The organism is Nonomuraea sp. NPDC003214, assembly GCF_053590035.1.
Map to the genome: position 1 here is coordinate 256694 of NZ_JBSFSX010000003.1, position 16272 is coordinate 272965.

At 72.8% G+C, this 16272-nt stretch carries 16 protein-coding genes; 5 read left to right on the forward strand and 11 right to left on the reverse strand.

Features of this window, described 5'->3' with window-relative positions; translation table 11 throughout:
• Positions 1 to 29 precede the first annotated feature (29 nt).
• Positions 30 to 1235 carry a hypothetical protein gene (locus tag ACWDXC_RS10120; protein ID WP_449980213.1) on the forward strand — a complete coding sequence of 402 codons (1206 nt, stop codon included), beginning with the start codon at positions 30 to 32 and terminating at the stop codon, positions 1233 to 1235.
• Positions 1236 to 1242: 7 nt separating this feature from the next.
• On the opposite strand, the gene ACWDXC_RS10125 is transcribed toward ACWDXC_RS10120, so the two are convergent.
• The 7 genes from ACWDXC_RS10125 to ACWDXC_RS10155 form a co-directional block, all read right to left on the reverse strand.
• Positions 1243 to 2316 (reverse strand): dihydrodipicolinate synthase family protein, encoded by a 1074-nt coding sequence (locus tag ACWDXC_RS10125; RefSeq protein WP_246645131.1) that lies wholly within the window; start codon positions 2314 to 2316, stop codon positions 1243 to 1245.
• A 22-nt stretch (positions 2317 to 2338) separates the two neighbouring features.
• Positions 2339 to 3346, reverse strand: a complete 1008-nt coding sequence (locus ACWDXC_RS10130) for an NAD-dependent epimerase/dehydratase family protein (protein WP_449980217.1) — start codon at positions 3344 to 3346, stop codon at positions 2339 to 2341.
• Positions 3347 to 3428: 82 nt separating this feature from the next.
• Positions 3429 to 4313 carry a Gfo/Idh/MocA family protein gene (locus ACWDXC_RS10135; protein WP_449980220.1) on the reverse strand — a complete coding sequence of 295 codons (885 nt, stop codon included), beginning with the start codon at positions 4311 to 4313 and terminating at the stop codon, positions 3429 to 3431.
• A gap of 179 nt (positions 4314 to 4492) precedes the next feature.
• Positions 4493 to 5062, reverse strand: a complete 570-nt coding sequence (locus tag ACWDXC_RS10140) for a hypothetical protein (RefSeq protein WP_449980223.1) — start codon at positions 5060 to 5062, stop codon at positions 4493 to 4495.
• Between the two features lie 45 nt (positions 5063 to 5107).
• A complete protein-coding gene (locus tag ACWDXC_RS10145) occupies positions 5108 to 6913 on the reverse strand; it encodes a hydantoinase B/oxoprolinase family protein (protein WP_449980226.1) in 1806 nt (601 codons plus the stop codon).
• Positions 6906 to 8909: a hydantoinase/oxoprolinase family protein gene (locus ACWDXC_RS10150; protein WP_449980229.1), complete on the reverse strand. Its 2004-nt coding sequence runs from the start codon at positions 8907 to 8909 to the stop codon at positions 6906 to 6908. The genes ACWDXC_RS10145 and ACWDXC_RS10150 overlap by 8 nt, the downstream gene beginning before the upstream one ends.
• Positions 8910 to 8916: 7 nt before the next feature.
• Positions 8917 to 9288 carry a hypothetical protein gene (locus ACWDXC_RS10155; RefSeq protein ID WP_219506681.1) on the reverse strand — a complete coding sequence of 124 codons (372 nt, stop codon included), beginning with the start codon at positions 9286 to 9288 and terminating at the stop codon, positions 8917 to 8919.
• Between the two features lie 126 nt (positions 9289 to 9414).
• Here ACWDXC_RS10155 and ACWDXC_RS10160 point away from each other — a divergent pair, with 126 nt between their 5' ends.
• Complete coding sequence (locus tag ACWDXC_RS10160) at positions 9415 to 10041, forward strand: thymidine kinase (RefSeq protein ID WP_449980232.1); 627 nt, start codon at positions 9415 to 9417, stop codon at positions 10039 to 10041.
• On the opposite strand, the gene ACWDXC_RS10165 is transcribed toward ACWDXC_RS10160, so the two are convergent.
• The 3 genes from ACWDXC_RS10165 to ACWDXC_RS10175 all read right to left on the reverse strand — a co-directional run bounded on the left by ACWDXC_RS10165 (position 10026) and on the right by ACWDXC_RS10175 (position 12449).
• Positions 10026 to 10697: a DsbA family oxidoreductase gene (locus tag ACWDXC_RS10165; RefSeq protein WP_449980234.1), complete on the reverse strand. Its 672-nt coding sequence runs from the start codon at positions 10695 to 10697 to the stop codon at positions 10026 to 10028. The genes ACWDXC_RS10160 and ACWDXC_RS10165 overlap by 16 nt on opposite strands.
• 58 nt (positions 10698 to 10755) lie before the next feature.
• Positions 10756 to 11652, reverse strand: a complete 897-nt coding sequence (locus ACWDXC_RS10170; protein ID WP_364169034.1) for a hypothetical protein — start codon at positions 11650 to 11652, stop codon at positions 10756 to 10758.
• 113 nt (positions 11653 to 11765) lie between these two features.
• Positions 11766 to 12449, reverse strand: a complete 684-nt coding sequence (locus tag ACWDXC_RS10175; RefSeq protein WP_449980237.1) for an SRPBCC family protein — start codon at positions 12447 to 12449, stop codon at positions 11766 to 11768.
• Between the two features lie 98 nt (positions 12450 to 12547).
• Between ACWDXC_RS10175 and ACWDXC_RS10180 the strand changes: the two genes are divergently transcribed.
• The 3 genes from ACWDXC_RS10180 (at position 12548) to cydB (ending at position 15836) form a co-directional block, all read left to right on the forward strand.
• Positions 12548 to 13405 carry a polysaccharide deacetylase family protein gene (locus tag ACWDXC_RS10180; protein WP_449980239.1) on the forward strand — a complete coding sequence of 286 codons (858 nt, stop codon included), beginning with the start codon at positions 12548 to 12550 and terminating at the stop codon, positions 13403 to 13405.
• A gap of 171 nt (positions 13406 to 13576) precedes the next feature.
• Positions 13577 to 14920 carry a cytochrome ubiquinol oxidase subunit I gene (locus ACWDXC_RS10185; protein ID WP_449980241.1) on the forward strand — a complete coding sequence of 448 codons (1344 nt, stop codon included), beginning with the start codon at positions 13577 to 13579 and terminating at the stop codon, positions 14918 to 14920.
• 10 nt (positions 14921 to 14930) lie between these two features.
• On the forward strand, positions 14931 to 15836 hold the full coding sequence (cydB, locus tag ACWDXC_RS10190; protein ID WP_449980243.1) for a cytochrome d ubiquinol oxidase subunit II: 906 nt from the start codon (positions 14931 to 14933) through the stop codon (positions 15834 to 15836).
• Here the strand turns inward: cydB and ACWDXC_RS10195 are convergent.
• Positions 15808 to 16251 (reverse strand): hypothetical protein, encoded by a 444-nt coding sequence (locus tag ACWDXC_RS10195; RefSeq protein WP_449980245.1) that lies wholly within the window; start codon positions 16249 to 16251, stop codon positions 15808 to 15810. The two genes, cydB and ACWDXC_RS10195, sit on opposite strands and share 29 nt — an antisense overlap.
• Positions 16252 to 16272: the final 21 nt, after the last annotated feature.

Here is a 16272-nt window from a genome sequence, read left to right on the forward strand (position 1 = left end):
TTGACCGTTATAGCGAGAGGGAGACGTGGGTGGCGATCGTCATCGGTGTCGTCGGTCCGCATGATCTGGTCGACCAGGTCGCGGCCACCTGCGAGGAGCAGCCGGGCCTGAGCGCCCTGCGGCTCGACTACGACCACGAGTCGCAGGCGCCCGCGATCGTGGAGGCGCACGCCACCTCCGTCGAGGGCTGGCTGTTCACCGGCATCGTGCCGTACATGCTCTCCCGCGACGCCGACGCGCTCACCCGCCCCGCCGCGTTCGTCGACTACACCGGCGCGACGCTGCTCAGCGCCCTCGTCCGGCTCCAGCACCAGGGCGTGGACGTGACCCGGCTGTCCATCGACACGCTGTCGGCGGCCGACGTGACGGCCACGTTCGCCGAGGCGGGGCTGCCCACCGAGCAGCTCCGCACGCTGCCCTACCGGCCCGAGATGACCTCGAAGAAGGCCATCGCCTTCCACCGGCGCGGCCCCGCCCACCCGGTGATCACCTGCCTGAGCTCCGTCTACGAGGCGCTGCGCGACGACCCGCACGTGCTGCGGCTGGCCCCCTCCACGCACTCGGTGCGGGTCGCGCTGCGCCAGCTCCTGCTCACCGCCGAAGGGCAGGCGCAGGAGGACGCGCAGATCGCGCTCGGCCTCATCGAGGTGGAGAACGACGAGGGGCTGCTGCGCGAGGCCGCCGCCCTGGGCGGCACCGTCGCCGCCTTCCGTGGCGGCACCCACCTGCTCGTCACCACCCGGGGGCCGCTGCACGACGCCACCGTGGGCTTCACCGGGCTGCCGCTGCTGGCCCGCCTGGCCGGCCAGAACCAGGTGGTGCGGGTCGGCTTCGGCCTGGGCCGCAGCGCCGCCGAGGCCGAGAGCCTGGCCCGCCGCGCCCTGGCCCGCGCCCGCCGCATCGGCGACGTCGCCGCCGTGCTGTCGCTGCGCGCCGACACCGACATCGTGCTGGAGTCGGTGCCGACGGGCCCGGCGGGCGAGCAGAACCTGTCGGTCATCGCCCGCCGCGTGGGCCTGTCGGTGCCCACGCTGGAGAAGCTCCTGGAGGCCCGCGACGCCGCCGGCGACGAGCCGCTGACCACGCGGGAGATCGCCGACCGGCTCGCGGTCCAGCAGCGCACCGCCCGCCGCATGCTGCACCGGCTGGAGCTCGCCGGTCTCGCCGAGCGCACCGGCAACCTGACCAGCGGCTCCAGCGGGCGGCCGCTGACCCTCTACCGGCTGACGCTCTGACACGGCTTCAGGCGAGCCAGCGGGCGAGTCCCTCGGCGACGAAGTCGTCGTCGCGCAGCCACGGGTAGGCCGCCCACACCCGGTCGATCTCCGCGAGCTGGCCCGGCGACAGCTCCTCGGCCGGGTCCAGGCACCAGCGGCCCGCCAGCAGTCCCTGGCGGCGCAGGATCTCGTGGATGCCCGGGATGCAGCCGTGGAAGCCGTTGGCCGTGTCGAAGATGGCCGCGTTGGCGTCGGTGAGGTGGCCGTCGAGCGTGAGCAGGCGGCGCGTGGCCGCGTCGTCGCCCGCGCGGGCCCGCCCGGCCTCCTCCAGCAGCTCCACCGCCCGCCGCACCCACACGGCCCACTGGCCGAGCAGCCCGCCGACGAACTCGACCTCCACCTCGCGCCCGTCCACCACCACCCGGTGCGGGGTGATGAGGTCGGCCAGGATGTGGTCGTCGTTGCCCGTGTAGAGCGCGACCTCGCCGGCGCGCCCGGCCCGCACGACGCCGTGCAGCACGTCGAGCGTGCGGTAGCGGTCGAACGGGGCGACCTTGATGCCGACGACCGACTCGATCGAGGCCAGCCGCGTCCAGAAGTCGCGCGACAGCGGCCGTCCGCCCACGGCGGGCTGCAGGTAGAAGCCGATCACCGGCAGCACCTCGCCCACCGCCCGCGCCCGCTCCACCAGCGCGTCCTCGTCGAGCTCGGCGTACGGGCTCAGCAGGGCCATGTGGTAGCCGAGCGACCTGGCCAGCTCGGCCTCGGCCACGGCCTGGGCGGTGGGCCCGGTCGTGCCCGCCACCATCACCACCTCGCGCTCGAACTCGCCCGCGGTGCGCGCGGCCAGCTCCAGCACCGGCGGCAGCAGGTCCGTGCCGTGCAGGGCGAACTGCGTGGTGTGCACGCCGACCGCCAGGCCGCCCGCGCCGGCCTCGATGTAGTAGCGGGTCAGGGCGCGCTGGCGGCGCTCGTCGAGCGTCCTGCCGGGTGTGAGCGCGAGCGGGTGCGCCGGGATCACCAGCCCGCGCCTGAACAGGTCACGCACCGACGTCTGCGCCTCTGGAGCCGTGCTGAGCACGTTTGTCCCCCTTGTCATGGAAGATGTGGTCCCGCCGGCGCTAGAAACGGCCGTCACGGCGTTCGAACTTCGTGGGCTTGCCCAGCAGCGGGCCGCCGTCCGCCACCCAGCGGGCGATGTGGTCGATCAGCTCCAGCGGCGTGATCTCCGGGTAGCCGAACAGCCGGTGGCAGCGCGAGGCGTTCGACAGCAGCGCCGTCGGGGCCTCCTCGCCGGTGAACACCGGCTCGACGCCCAGCCGCGCGCCCAGCTCCAGCGCGGCCCGCCGTACGGAGATCAGCTCCGGGCCCGTGACGTTGAGCACGTACGGCGGGGTGCCGGCGTGCAGGAGCGAGCGGAGGGTGACCTCGTTGGCGTAGCCCTGCCACACGACGTTGACCTGACCGGTCGTCAGGTCGACGGGCTCGCGGGCGAGCACCTTCTGCGCCAGGTCGACGAGCACGCCGTAGCGCAGCTCGACGGCGTAGTTGAGGCGGATCAGCGCCATCGGGGTGCCGTGCAGCTCCGAGAAGTGCGTCAGCACCCGCTCGCGGCCCAGGCAGCTCATCGCGTAGTCGCCGACGGGCCCGGGCCGGTCGTCCTCGACGCTGCCGCCGCCGGTGACGGGGACGAGCGGGTAGACGTTGCCGGTGGACAGCGCCGCGATGCGGCTGTCACGGAAGCGCTCGGCGATCCGGCCCGGCAGGTACGTGTTGGTGAACCAGGTGGCGTGCTCGCGCCCCTGCGTGCCGAACTTGGCCCCGACCAGGAACACCACGTTCGGCGCTTCGGGCAGGCCGGCCAGCGCCCGCTCGTCGGCCACGTCGGCGCCCACCACGGTGGCGCCCTCGGCGGCGAGCGCGTCGGCCAGGCCGGGCTCGGAGAAGCGCGACACGGCGATGACGCGCTTCTCGCCCCGGGTGGCGTTCAGCGCCAACCGCACCAGGCTCGGGCCCAGCTTGCCGCCCGCGCCGAGGATCATGATGTCGCCGTCGAGCTTGCCGAGATCCTCCACGAGGCCGGCGCTGGGGCGCGCCAGGCGCTCCTCGAGTTCCGCTGTCGTCCGCACGCGGGGTCCCCCTCTGTCCGTTATTTACGGTCCAGACCGTAACCGTGAGGGAGTCCGCCTGTCAACGGGCGGCGCCGCGACGTCAGACGCTCTCGCGCGCCGCCACCAGAACACCGAGGATCGCCCGCGTCTCCGCCCACGGCACCGGGCTCGGCGCGCCGCCCGCCATCTCCAGGAACGCCTCGATCGTCCCCGCGTAGCCGAGCCCCCGCACCGGATCGTCCCCCGCCTCGATCACCACGTGCTCGTCGCCGCCCCGGCGGTGCACGGTCACGCCGTAGCGCTCCTCGTCACTCACCCCGATCACCTCCACCACGCCGGTCACCCCGCTGTCCCACCGCAGCGCCATCACCCCGGTGTCCTCCGACCGCAGCGTCCCGTAATGCCGCGTCGCAGCCGCCGCCCCCGCCAGCCGCACCCCCGGCCCGAGCAGCGCCACCAGCAGCTCCACCCCGTGCACGCCCATCGTCACCAGCGTCCCGCCGCCCTCCGACGGGGTGTCCTGCCAGGCGTTGTAGCCGGTCGCCCACAGGCCCACGTCATGCCGTACGGTCGCGCGCACCGACAGCACGTCGTCCCCGTCCGCCTTCACCCCGGCGAACGCCGGCGCGAACCGCAGCACCGAACCCGACATCACCCGGTCGTGGATCGGCAGCCGGTCCAGCCGGTCGAGCTGCTCCCGCGTCGCCGCCGCCGGCTTGTTCACGAAACACGCCGCCCCGGTCTCCAGCACCGCCGCCAGCGCCTCGGGCACCTGCGGGTTCGGCACCGTCAGCACCACCCCGTCAGGGCCGTGCTCCAGCGCCTCCGCCAGGCTCCCCGCCACCCGCGCCCCCGGGTACTCCTCCGTGAAGCGCCGCAACCGCTCGGCGTCCGGCTCCCACACCACCAGCTCGGCATGCCGGGCCAGCGTGCGGGCATCGGTGTAGGGATGGCTGGTGGCGAGCCCGGCGAGAGTGATGCGCACGGCGTGCTCCAAGAGTGTCAGAAGGTACGAAACGCAGCCCATCATGACAGCCCGGCAACCCAGGTGACACTGCGTACGCGGACGGGTACGCTTTCCTTGCCGCCCATCGCCGATGGGACCGGAAGTGAGCCCGGGTGGACTGCCGGACGACAGGAGCCCGGGCTTTGCGCTGTCCGGCCTCAGCCGACGGTCACGTAGACCATCTCCACCCCGGCGCCGAGCCCCTCCCAGAGCTCCGTCCGTCCCGCGGCCGCCAGCGACGCGGCGCCCGCCACCACGTCGGGCAGCCAGGTCAGCGGCTCCTCGACGGCAGGCACCCAGAGCGCCCGCAGCCTCGGGCTGATGGCGTGACGGATGCGCAGGACGTCGATCAGGTCCCGGTCAGCCGCGTCGAGCCCGGGCCCGCGCGACTCGAAGAAGATCTCCAGCACCGGCCGCCGCCCGAGCTCCCACAGCAGGTGCTCCATGCACTTGCGGCGCGCCCGCTCCTGCCTCCTGGCGTCGAGGCCGGTGCCCACGACGACGAGCGCGGAGGGCCGCAGCTCCGCCACCGCCTCGACGATCAGCGCCCGCCGTTTGGCGTTCTCGTCACGCCAGTGGAGCCGCCGCTGCCGGCGCAGCAGCAGTTCGCGGAGGGCGGCCCGATGACACTCGGCCCGGGCCGGCGGGACGAGCACGGCGGCCATCAGGTAAAGACCATGGGAGAACCGCATCGACTCGTCGACGTACGCGGAGAACGGGGGGTTCACGAGCGCTCATGCTAGCCCCGCCCCTCACGTAGCGTGACGATCTCCCTACAGTTCGTCGACCTCCGCGAACGTGCGCCCTCCCGAGAGGCGGGGGTAGCCGGGGCCGCGGTCGAAGAAGCGGTCGGACGGGGGCCGCAGGCGGGCGCGGAGCTCGGCGGTGCCCTGCTCGTCGATGCGGTCGCCGTCGAGGACGACGCCGTAGTCGCCGAGGGCGCCGGCGATCGACACCTTGCCGTCGCGGACGTCGGCGGCGACGGCGCGCGGGTCGCGGTCGTAGGGGGAGCCCCAGCCGCCGCCTCCGGTGGTGCGGATGCGGATGAGCTCGCCGGCCTGCACCGGGTGGTCGTCGACCAGTCCCTCCATCTCTTTGCCGGCGATCTCGACGCGGAAGGGGCGCCCGGCGAGGCCGCCGTTGACGCCCCAGCAGGACAGGATGGACCGGTCGGCGATCGACATGTAGGAGGCGTCGCGCAGCATCCGGATGTGCTTGTCGTAGCCGAGGCCGCCGCGGAACATGCCGGGCCCGCCGGAGTCGCAGGCCAGCCCGAGCCGCTCCACCCGGAACGGCCAGCGCGCCTCGGCGAACTCGACGGGGATGTTGCGCGAGTCGGGCACGACGTGGATGGTGTCCTCGCCGTCGGCGTACCAGCGTCCGCCGGAGCCGCCGCCGAGCACCTCGCGCATGAGGTAGGGGCCGTCGTCGCCGATGCCGTGCACGCCGGTGTAGCGGATGGTCTCCTGGTCGGCGGGCATGCGTCCGCCGGTGGCCTTGGCGAGCACCCCGGCCAGGACGCCGAGCAGCCGCAGGATGACGAACGTGCGGGCGTTGGTGGGCGCGGGGAAGACCGGGGTGAGCAGCGTGCCCTTCTCCGGGAAGATCATTTTGATGAGGGGGACGACGCCCTCGTTGACGTCCAGCTCGGCCATGCGCTCGGGCGTGTCGGCCAGGTTGCGCAGCACGGGCGCGAGCCACTTCTTCAGGAAGACGCCGTCGGCGTAGTCGCCCGCGTGGTTGATCGGGCCCTTGGCCTGGGGTGAGGTGCCGGTGAAGTCGATGGTGAGCGGCGCCTCGGCGGCGTGGTCGACGGTCAGCGTGATGCGCTGGGCGTGCAGGCGCGGCTCGTCGACGCCGTCGTGCTCGGCGTAGTCCTCCCAGGTGTAGGTGCCCTCGGGGATCTTGGCCAGGAGTTCGCGGCGGAACGTCTCGGTCGTCTTGCCGATGATGGCGTCGAAGCACTCCTCGACCGCCTGCCTGCCGTAGCGCTCGAACAGCTCGGCGAGGCGGCGGGCGCCCATGAGGCAGGCCGAGCACTCGGCGTCGAGGTCGCCGGCCAGCGAGTCGGGCATGCGGGAGTTGCGCGTCATGATGCGCAGCGCGGCCTCGTTCGGCACGCCCTGGTCCCACAGCTTGATCGGCGGGACCATCAGCCCCTCCTCGTACACCGAGCGGGCGTGCGAGGGCATGGAGCCGGGCACCGAGCCGCCGATGTCGTCGTGGTGGCCGAACGCCTGCACGAACGCGACCACCTGGCCGTCGTGGAAGACGGGCACGGTGACGCACAGGTCGGGCAGGTGGCCGATGCCGCCTTCGGACAGGTAGACGTCGTTGTGGAAGTACACGTCGCCGGGCTTCATCGCCTCGACGGGGAAGTCGCGGACGATCGGCTGGACGAGCGCGCTGTAGGAGCGGCCGGTGAGCTTGCGCAGCCGTACGTCGTGGATGCCGGCGCGGAAGTCGTGCGCGTCGCGGATCATCGGCGAGCGGGCCGTGCGCGCGATGGCGGTCTCGACCTCCTTCTCCACGGAGGCGAGCGTGCCCTCGACGATCTCCACGAGGATCGGGTCAGTCACGCCGCACCTCCAGGTTGCCGTATTCGTCCACCTTCGCGGAGAAGCCGGGATGGATCGGGATGGTGGACCCGTACTCCTCGATGACGGCGGGCCCGGCGACGACCGTGCCGGCCTCCAGCGCGGCGCGCTGGTGGACCGGGGTGTCGTGCGCCTCCTCGAAGTGGACGCTCCTGCTCGCCTCGACGGGCTCGATCCGCCGGTACGGGTCGCGCCGGATGACCGGGCGGGTGATGGGGCCGATGCCGAAGACGCGCAGGTTGACCCATTCGACGCCGTGGCGCGCGTCGTCGCGGTAGGCGTAGCCGTACAGCTTCTCGTGGGCGTCGTGGAAGCGGGCCACGACCTGCTCGCGCCACTGCTCGTCCAGCGGCCCGGCGGGGGCGGGGACGCGCACCTCGTAGGCCTGGCCGTAGTAGCGCAGGTCGGCGCTGCGGACGTGGACGGGCTCGTCGAAGCCCTCGCGGTCGAGCGCCTCGGCGGCCTCGCCCTCCAGCTCGCCGAAGATCCTGGCGGCCGTGGCCAGGTCGAGGTCGCGGGTGACGCAGGTGCGCACGTAGTCGTTCTTGACGTCGACGGTGAGCAGGCCGAACGCCGAGACGTTGCCCGGCTCGGGCGGGACGATGACGGCGGGCAGGCCGAGGATGTCGATGAGCCGGCAGGCCAGCAGCGGCCCCGAGCCGCCGAACGTCACCAGCGGGAAGTCGCGCACGTCGAGGCCGCGCTTGACGGTGAGCTGCCGGATCGCGTTGCTCTGGTTGAACGCGCTGATCTCCAGGATGCCCGTCGCGGTGCGCTCGGGGGTGAGCCCGAGCTTGTCGGCCAGCGCCTCGACCCCCATCCGGGCGGCGTCGTAGTCGAGCGGGATCTCGCCGCCGAGCAGGTGCGGCGGGATGCGGCGCAGGTAGACGTGCGCGTCGGTGACCGTCACCTCGGTGCCGCCCCGGCGGTAGCAGAGCGGGCCCGGGTCGGCGCCGGCCGAGCGGGGGCCGACCTTGAGCGTGCCCTCGGGCGAGATCCAGGCGATCGAGCCGCCGCCCGCGCCGACGGTCACGATGTCGATCATCGGGACCTTGCACGGGTAGCGGCCGACGGACCCCTCGGTGGTGACGGACGGCTCGCCGTCGATCACCACGGCCACATCGGTCGAGGTGCCCCCGCCGTCCAGCGTGATCACCGACGGGTGCCCGGCGTTGGCGGCGATCAGGCTCGCGCCGAGCGCGCCCGCCGCCGGCCCCGACAGGACCGTGGTGACGGGCTGGTGGACGACCTCGCGCGCCGACAGCACGCCGCCGTTGGACTTCATCACCGAGAACGGCTTGCCCAGGCGGCTCGACAGGTTGGCGATGTAGGCGCGCATGGCCGGTTTGACCGCCGCGTCGACCAGCGTGGTGACGGCGCGCTCGTACTCGCGGTATTCGCGCAGCACGTCGCTGGACAGCGACACCACGGCCTCGGGGTGCTCGCGGGCCAGCACCTCGCGCATGCGCCGCTCGTGGGCCGGGTTGGCGTAGGAGTGCAGGAAGCACACGCCGATCGCGGTCACGCCCCGGGCGCGGAACCAGCGCGCCACCTCGGCGGCCTGCTCCTCCGAGAACGGCCGCACCTCGGCGCCCCGGTGGTCGAGCCGGCCGCCGACGGTCTTCACCAGGTGCACCGGGACGATCCGGGGAGGCTTGACCCAGAAGTACGAGTTGCCGTAGCCGTCGGGAACGCTCTGCCGGCCGATCTCCAGGAGGAACTCGAAGCCCTCCGTGGTGATCAGGCCCAGGTTGGAGATCCGGTCTTCCAGGAGCTGGTTCGTCGCCACGGTGGTGCCGTGCACGATCGAGGCGACGTCGAGCTCGCCCAGCCTGGCGACGCCCGTGAGGAAGCCGTCTGCAGGGTTGGCGGGGGTGGAGGGGGTCTTGGTCGTGACGATCTCACCGGTCTGCTCGTCCACCGCAACCACATCGGTGAACGTCCCGCCGGTGTCGACTCCGATACGGACGCTGCGCATGGCTCCTCTAGCTTCGGCGACGGCCGAGCACTTCGTCGATGACCTTGGGCGCGTTCTCGGTGCCGACGTAGGCGGCGAGCCGGACGACCATCTCCTGTGCCTTGGACAGCTCGGCCTCGACCCTGGCCTTCCCCGACTGGCCCGCCTGCACGCCGAAGTAGGCGCCGATGATGGTGCCGATCACCCCGGCCACCCCGGCGAACAGCGCGGCGAGCTCCCCGGTGGCGAACACGGCGGCGCCGAACGCGACGAGGACGGCCACGATGCCGGTCACGACCACGAAGAAGCCGTACCGCCACCGGGCGGCGTCAGCCTGCGCGGCGGTGACCTCGTCGGGGGTCATCATCGCGTCGAGCGACGGGGGTTTGTCATGGACCACGGTTCCTCCTGATACTCCAGAGGAGAAATGTCCCACGAGGTCATGGAACAAGCCAAGCCGCTAAGGTGGCACCCCGTGACTGAATCGTCTGCCCTGTCTCCTGTGCCGCCGGGTGCCCGTGATGCCGTGCTGAAGTTCTATTTCGGGCCGATGGACTGCGGCAAGTCCACGCTGGCGCTGCAGATGAACTACAACCACGGCCGCCAGGGCAGGCGCGGCCTGGTGCTCACCAAGCACGACCGGTCCGGCGGGCCGCGCGTCACCAGCCGCATCGGGCTCGGCCTGGAGGCGATCGAGGTGGACGACGCGCTCGACCTGGTGGCGCTGGTCGGCGCGCACGACAAGATCGACTATCTGATCTGCGACGAGGCGTGCTTCTACACCGTCGAGCAGATCGAGCAGCTCGCCGACCTGGTCGACGAACACGGGATCGACGTGTACGCGTTCGGGCTCGCCTCGGACTTCCGGTCGGTGATGTTCCCGGCGGCGCAGCGGCTGTTCGAGCTGGCCGACGAGGTGTGCCGGCTGCAGGTCGAGGTGCTGTGCTGGTGCGGCAGGCCCGGCCTGCTCAACGCCCGGGTGGTGGGCGGCGAGCTGGCGCGCACCGGCGAGCAGGTCGTCATCGGCGACACCGACGCCTCCCCGGTGCGCTACCAGGTGCTGTGCCGCCGTCACCACCGCGCCGGCCTGCTCGGCGAGGGCACCACGGCCCCCGCCCCCGCCGCCGCTGCTGCCGGTCAGACGGCGCAGTAGCCGTCGTCGTCGCACCCGTCGCCGGGGGTGGCGAGCTGCGTGATCGGGGTCTGCCCGGTACGCGCCGCCACCTCGTCGACGGCGGCCGCGAACGTCTCCACGGGCTGCGCCCCCGACACCGCGAACTGCTCCTCGAACAGGAACAGCGGCACCCCGGTGATCCCGAGCCGCGCGGCCCGCGCCACCTGCTCGCGCACCGCGTCCGCGCCCTCGCCGGTGTCGCGCACGCCCGTCTCGGCGGCCAGCTTCGCCAGCACCTCCGGGTCGCCGACGTTCAGCCCGTCGGTGAAGTGCGCCCGGAACAGCCGCCCGGTCATCTCCTCCCCCAGGCCCTGCCCGGTGGCGACCTCGACGAGCCGGTGCGCCTCGAACGTATTGGCGCTGATCGCCTGGTCGAAGCGCATGTCGAGGCCGTCCTCGGCGCCGGCGGCGGTGACCCGGGAGGTCATCTGCGCCACGTTCGGGCCGAACTTGCGCTCCAGCGCCGGAATCAGCGGCTCGCCCTCGGCCGGGGCGTCCGGGTTGAGCTGGTACGGGCGCATCATCACGTCGATGACCCCGCCCTTGGCCCGGAACGCCTCAGCGGCACGGGCGAACCGGGTGTGCCCGATATAGCACCAGGGGCAGACGATGTCAGAGAAAATCTCAACCTTCACGCCCAACCACAACCACACCCCCGCCCCGCTGATTCCAGCCCCGCCCGGACCGGCGGTCTCAGCCGGAGGCCAGCTCCTCCAGGCGGTACGGCAGGTAGGCCGAGCCGTCGACGAGCGCCGACGCGCCACGCCACCAGCCGAACCACTCGCCGCTGCGCCACATCCAGTCGACCCGCTCGATCGCCGCCACCACGTCGCCGACGCTCTCCCACCGCTCCCCGAGCTGCGCCGCCGTCGCGCCGTGCCGCAGCGCCCAGTCACGCAGGATCCGCACCGCCTCGGCCTCGACCGGCCGCGCGTACGGGTCCGGCTCCTCGCCCGGCAGCCGGTGCGGCCCGAGCCCGGCCGCCACCCCCCAGCTCCACTGCGCCTCGGCGGGCCGCGAATAACGCAGCGAGTGGAAGTCCAGGTTGGAGCCCAGCTCCTCGTCGGGACGCCGCGTGACGACCGCGTCCAGCCTGCCCCCGGCGTCGAAGTGCACCACCAGCCGCTGCCCCGGCCGCACCCCGTCCGGCAGCGCGAAACGGTCCTCGGCATGCCAGGAGTTCAGGTCCACCTCGGCGACCGGCTTGCCCCACAGCGCGTCGGCGGCGTCGTCGGACGCCCACGCGGCCAGCATCTCCAGCGCCGTCAGGTCGGTCCACGGCTCGATCGCCACGGCCGTGCGCAACACCTCGTCCGGCGCGGGCAGCTTCCCGCCCCGGGGGCGCGTCCACCACTCCACGCCCAGCTCCCGCGTGCCGACCAGCAGCGCGGCGATCGCCGCCAGCTCCGCCGACCGCCGCGTCAGCGACGCGCCCAGGACCAGCCCGAGGCACCGCTCGCACCGCTCCTCGCCGACCACCGGACGCGCCTCGGCCACCAGCGACCCGGCGGTCGGGCGGTCGTCGCCCAGCAGGTTGCGGATCACTCGTCTGGCCTCGGTCCTGGCGTCTTCAGCGTGTGCCTGCCGCATACCGCCACGCTACGCCCGGAGATCCTTTTCCGCGAGAGTCCACCCTGCACCCAAACCCACCGGTCACCCCGCCACCGCGGGCCCGAGGGTGGGCGGCCCTCGCAGGGCCGGGGTCAGCGGCGGGCGCGGCCGAAGAGCCAGCCGATGGCGGCGCTGCCGAGCGCGACGCCCGCGCCCATGCCGAACGCGGCCAGCATCACCCAGGGCCGCGTCTCGGCAGGCTGTCCGGCGGGGCGTTCGTAGACGGCGGGCGCGATGGGGGGCGCCGGGGCGGAGGCCGGGGCGGGGGCCGGGGGGTGGGCGCCGTTGACAGACGCTGGTTCGCCGGGGGCCTCGGGTGCGGGGGCGTTCGGGGCTCCGCCGGTGCGGAGGTGCCGGTCGACGGCGGTGAAGAAGTCGCCGGCGGTGCGGCGGGCGACGGAGCCGAGCATGCGCTGCCCGACGCCGCCGATCATGCCGCCGACGACCGCGTCCGCGTCGTAGTCGACGCGGGTGCCGCCGTCCACCTCGCTGAGGCGTACGCGGACGGTGGCGTCGACCGTGCCGGGGGCGCCCTGGCCGCGGGCGCGCAGGACGAAGGTCTCGGGCGGCGAGGGGTCGGCGAGCGCGACCTCGCCCCGGTAGACGCCCTTGAGCGAGGCGACCCCGGCGTTGACGGTCATCCGGTACGTGTCGGGCCCGGTCTCCTCCAGGCGCTCGCAGCCCGGGATGGTGCGCACGAGCACCGCCGGATCCTGCAGGGCGGCCCACACGCGGTCTCTGTCGACGCCGATCACGGCGCTGCCTGCGACTTTCACACCGCCACTCTAGAAAGCCGCCGGCCCCGGCGATAAGGGCAACACCTGACCAACGCGGATTGCGTACGTGGTGATCAGGGCTGGCAGGATGGGGCGGCATGTACGGGGGACGGGCGCGGCGGGGCGCGGCGATCGCCGCGGTGCTGCTGATGGCGGGGTGCGCGGCGGAGCCGGCGCGGCAGGACGGCGGCGCGGCGCGGGAGAGCGGCGCGGCACGCGAGCCGGCGACGGCCGAGGCGAGGACGCCGGGCCCGCAGGGGGTGGCGCCGAGGCCGGGCGAGGTGGGGCGGATCCGGGCGTCGGGCGGGCTGCCGCCGGTGGTGAGCTCGATCCCGACCAGGCGCAAGGTCGTGTTCCTGACGATCGACGACGGCTGGGAGCAGGATCCGGGGTTCGTGCGGCAGATCCGGGAGGAGCGGATCCCGATGACCGCGTTCGCGATGCGGGACGCGGTGGAGGCGGAGGGGACGCCGGACCAGTCGGGCGGCGAGGCGCGCTTCGTCGGCGCGGGCAAGTGGGGATATTTCCGGCAGTTGCGTGACGCGGGCGTCCCGATCGAGAACCACACGCTCACCCACCCCGACCTCAGCCGGATGGGCTACGACGCCCAGCGCCGGGAGATCTGCGGCGCCTCCGCGCTGATCCGCAAGCAGACCGGCGCCCGGCCGACCCTGTTCAGGCCGCCCTTCGGCGCGTACAACACCGCCACCCTGCGCGCGGCCGGGAGCTGCGGCATCGACGCCGTGCTGCTGTGGACCGCGACCGTCCAGCCGGGCGGCAAGATCGCCTACCAGGTGCCCGACAAGCGGCTGCGCCCGGGCGACATCCTGCTGATGCACTTCCGCCCCAATCTGGCCAGGGACTTCCGGATCCTGGTCAAGAAGATCAAGCGCCGCGGCTACGAGCTGGGCGACCTGCGGGCGTACCTGGACGCCGCCGTCCGCCCCGGGGCGTAGCGGGCGGTCCGCCGCGCGGGTGACGCGCCCGGCGGGGGCGCTCCGGCATCGTTGAACGGCCTGATGGGGGCGCGTTGTGACGAAGATCGCATCGCATTGCTCTACGGCTTGTAGTACTACTTCAAGTAGACGCACTACAGGCTGTAGAGCTAACGGACGCGGTGAGGGGAAATGGACGCACTGGATCTCGCACGGTGGCAGTTCGGGGTGACCACCGTCTACCACTTTCTGTTCGTGCCGCTGACGATCGGCCTGGGCGTCTTCGTGGCCGGGCTGCAGACCGCGTGGCATCGCACCGGCAAGGAGCAGTACCTGCGGCTGACGAAGTTCTTCGGGAAGCTGTTCCTGATCAACTTCGCGATGGGCGTGGTCACCGGCATCGTGCAGGAGTTCCAGTTCGGCATGAACTGGTCGGAGTACTCGGTGTTCGTCGGCGACGTGTTCGGGGCGCCGCTGGCGATGGAGGCGCTGCTGGCGTTCTTCATGGAGTCGACGTTCCTGGGCCTGTGGATCTTCGGCTGGGACCGGCTGCCCAAGCGGGTGCACCTGGCGACGATCTGGGCGGCGGCGATCGGCTCGAACATCTCCGCCTACTTCATCCTGGCGGCCAACGCGTGGATGAAGCACCCGGTCGGCTACGAGGTCGTCGACGGCAAGGCCAGGATGACCGACCTGTGGGCGGTGCTGACCAACTCCACCGCGCTGGCGCAGGTGCCGCACGTGGTCGGGGCGGCGTTCGTGGTGGCCGGCGGGTTCGTGCTGGCGGTGTGCGGCTACTGGCTGCTGCGCACCAAGGAGGACATGTGGCGCAGCGCGGCGCGCGCCGCGCTGGTCATGACGGCGATCGCGGGCGCGGTCGTGGCCCTCACGGGCGACACGTCCGCCAAGCTCATGTACGAGCAGCAGCCGATGAAGCTGGCCGCGGCCGAGGGCCTGGAGCGCGACACGGCCGGGGCGCCGTTCTCGATCGCGCCGGGCATCGAGATCCCCAAGGTGCTGAGCTTCCTGTCCACCAACGACCCGGACGCCGTCGTCCAGGGCACCGAGGACCTGCAGGCGCGCTTCGAGAAGGAGTTCGGCCCCGGCGACTACCGCCCCGACCAGACCGTCGTGTTCTGGTCGTTCCGGGTGATGATCGGGTTCGGGATGGCGACGGTCGGCCTGTCGGTGCTGGGGCTGTGGCTGATGCGGCGCAGGCGGGAGATGCCGCGCTGGCTGGCCAGGGCGCTGCTGTGGGCGCTGCCGCTGCCGCTGCTGGCGGTGACCGCCGGATGGCTGCTCAGCGAGGTGGGCCGCCAGCCGTGGACGGTCGCGGGCGAGCTGCTGACCGCCTCCAGCGTCTCCCCCGGCGTCTCGCTCGCCGAGGTCGCGACCTCACTGGCGATCTTCACGCTGGTGTACGGGGTGCTGACCGTGGCCGAGATCGTGCTGCTGGCCAGGCACGTGCGCAAGGGCCCGGACGAGCACGAGCCCGTCCCGGCCGCCGAGCGGCGCGAACCGTCCCTGATGTACTGAGGAGCTGGTCATGATCGATCTGTGGTTCGTCATCATCGCCTTCCTCTGGACGGGCTACTTCGTCCTGGAGGGCTTCGACTTCGGCGTGGGCCTGCTGGCCCCGTTCGTCAGCCGGACGCCGGCCGAGCAGCGGCAGGCCCTGCAGACGATCGGCCCGGTGTGGGACGGCAACGAGGTGTGGCTGATCACCGCCGTCGGCGCCATGTTCGCCGCCTTCCCCGCCTGGTACGCGGGCATGTTCAGCGGCTTCTACATCCCGGTCATGCTGGTGCTGCTCGGGCTGATCGTGCGCGGGGTGGGCCTGGAGTGGCGCGGCAAGGTGGCCAAGCCGTTCTGGTGCGACCTGGGCATCACGGTCGGCAGCGCGCTGCCCGCGTTCGTGTGGGGCACGGTCTTCGCCGACCTGCTGTTCGGCAGCGCGACGGCGGCGCTGATGGGCGGCGTGTTCTCGCTGGCGGTGTGCCTGCTGCACGGCGCGGTGTTCCTGGCGCTGCGCACCGACGGGCCGGTGCGGCGGCGCGCCAGGACCGCCGCGCTGGCCGTCAGCGTCGTGGTGGTCCCGGTGGCCATGGTCGCGCTGTCGGCCGTGGGCACGATCCCGGCGCTGGCCGCGATGGGGGCCGTGGCGGCGGCGGCGGCGCTGGTGTGGCGGCGCCGCGAGGGCTGGGCGTTCACCGCGATGGCGGCGGCGCTGGTGCTGGTGTCGGTGGCGGTGTTCACCGAGCTGAGGGGCGCCCCGCTGCCGGGCTTGACGCTGGCCGAGGCGGCCTCCGGGCCCTACACGCTGACGATGCTGAGCTGGATCGGGCTGATCGCGCTGCCGTTCGTGCTCGGCTACCAGGGGTGGACGTACTGGGTGTTCAGGAAGCGCGTCACGCTCCCGGTGGTCAGTAGCCCGCCGCGGGCGACTGTGTGACGCGGTCGCCCGCCGCGGGCGACTGTGTGACACGGTGGTCCGACAGGTGCAGGTCGCCGTCGAGCGGTTCCTGCAGCTTGCGCAGGACCTTGAGGTCGGCCAGCACCGTCCACAGCGGCCCCACCAGGTGCGGCTTGTACTCGGGGGCGGTGTCCATCCAGGCGTTCTTGCCCTCCTCGGTGACGAACGTGCTGACGAAGAAGCGGCCGGCCTCGGTCTTGCAGTAGCCGGTGCGGATGTCGGCGGCGTCGACCTGCATGCGGGGCGTGCAGCCGACCTTGGCGGCGAGCTGCTCCACGGTGAGGGGGGCGGCGGGCTCGGGGTTCGGGACGCCGCCGCCCTCGGCGCCGGGCGCGCACGCGGCGGCGAGCCCGGCCAGCAGCGCGAGGGCGGCCAGACGTGGACGAGTCTTCATGTGCGGAGGTACGCACAGGCG

What these genes read in the sequence shown, in the direction of transcription:
- ACWDXC_RS10125 (WP_246645131.1), bottom strand. Translation starts at nt 2,316, where the DNA reads ATGACAAGGGGGACAAACGTGCTCAGCACGGCTCCAGAGGCGCAGACG.
- ACWDXC_RS10150 (WP_449980229.1), bottom strand. Translation starts at nt 8,909, where the DNA reads ATGCGCAGCGTCCGTATCGGAGTCGACACCGGCGGGACGTTCACCGAT.
- ACWDXC_RS10170 (WP_364169034.1), bottom strand. Translation starts at nt 11,652, where the DNA reads ATGCGGCAGGCACACGCTGAAGACGCCAGGACCGAGGCCAGACGAGTG.
- ACWDXC_RS10180 (WP_449980239.1), top strand. Translation starts at nt 12,548, where the DNA reads ATGTACGGGGGACGGGCGCGGCGGGGCGCGGCGATCGCCGCGGTGCTG.
- ACWDXC_RS10185 (WP_449980241.1), top strand. Translation starts at nt 13,577, where the DNA reads ATGGACGCACTGGATCTCGCACGGTGGCAGTTCGGGGTGACCACCGTC.
- cydB (WP_449980243.1), top strand. Translation starts at nt 14,931, where the DNA reads ATGATCGATCTGTGGTTCGTCATCATCGCCTTCCTCTGGACGGGCTAC.
- ACWDXC_RS10195 (WP_449980245.1), bottom strand. Translation starts at nt 16,251, where the DNA reads ATGAAGACTCGTCCACGTCTGGCCGCCCTCGCGCTGCTGGCCGGGCTC.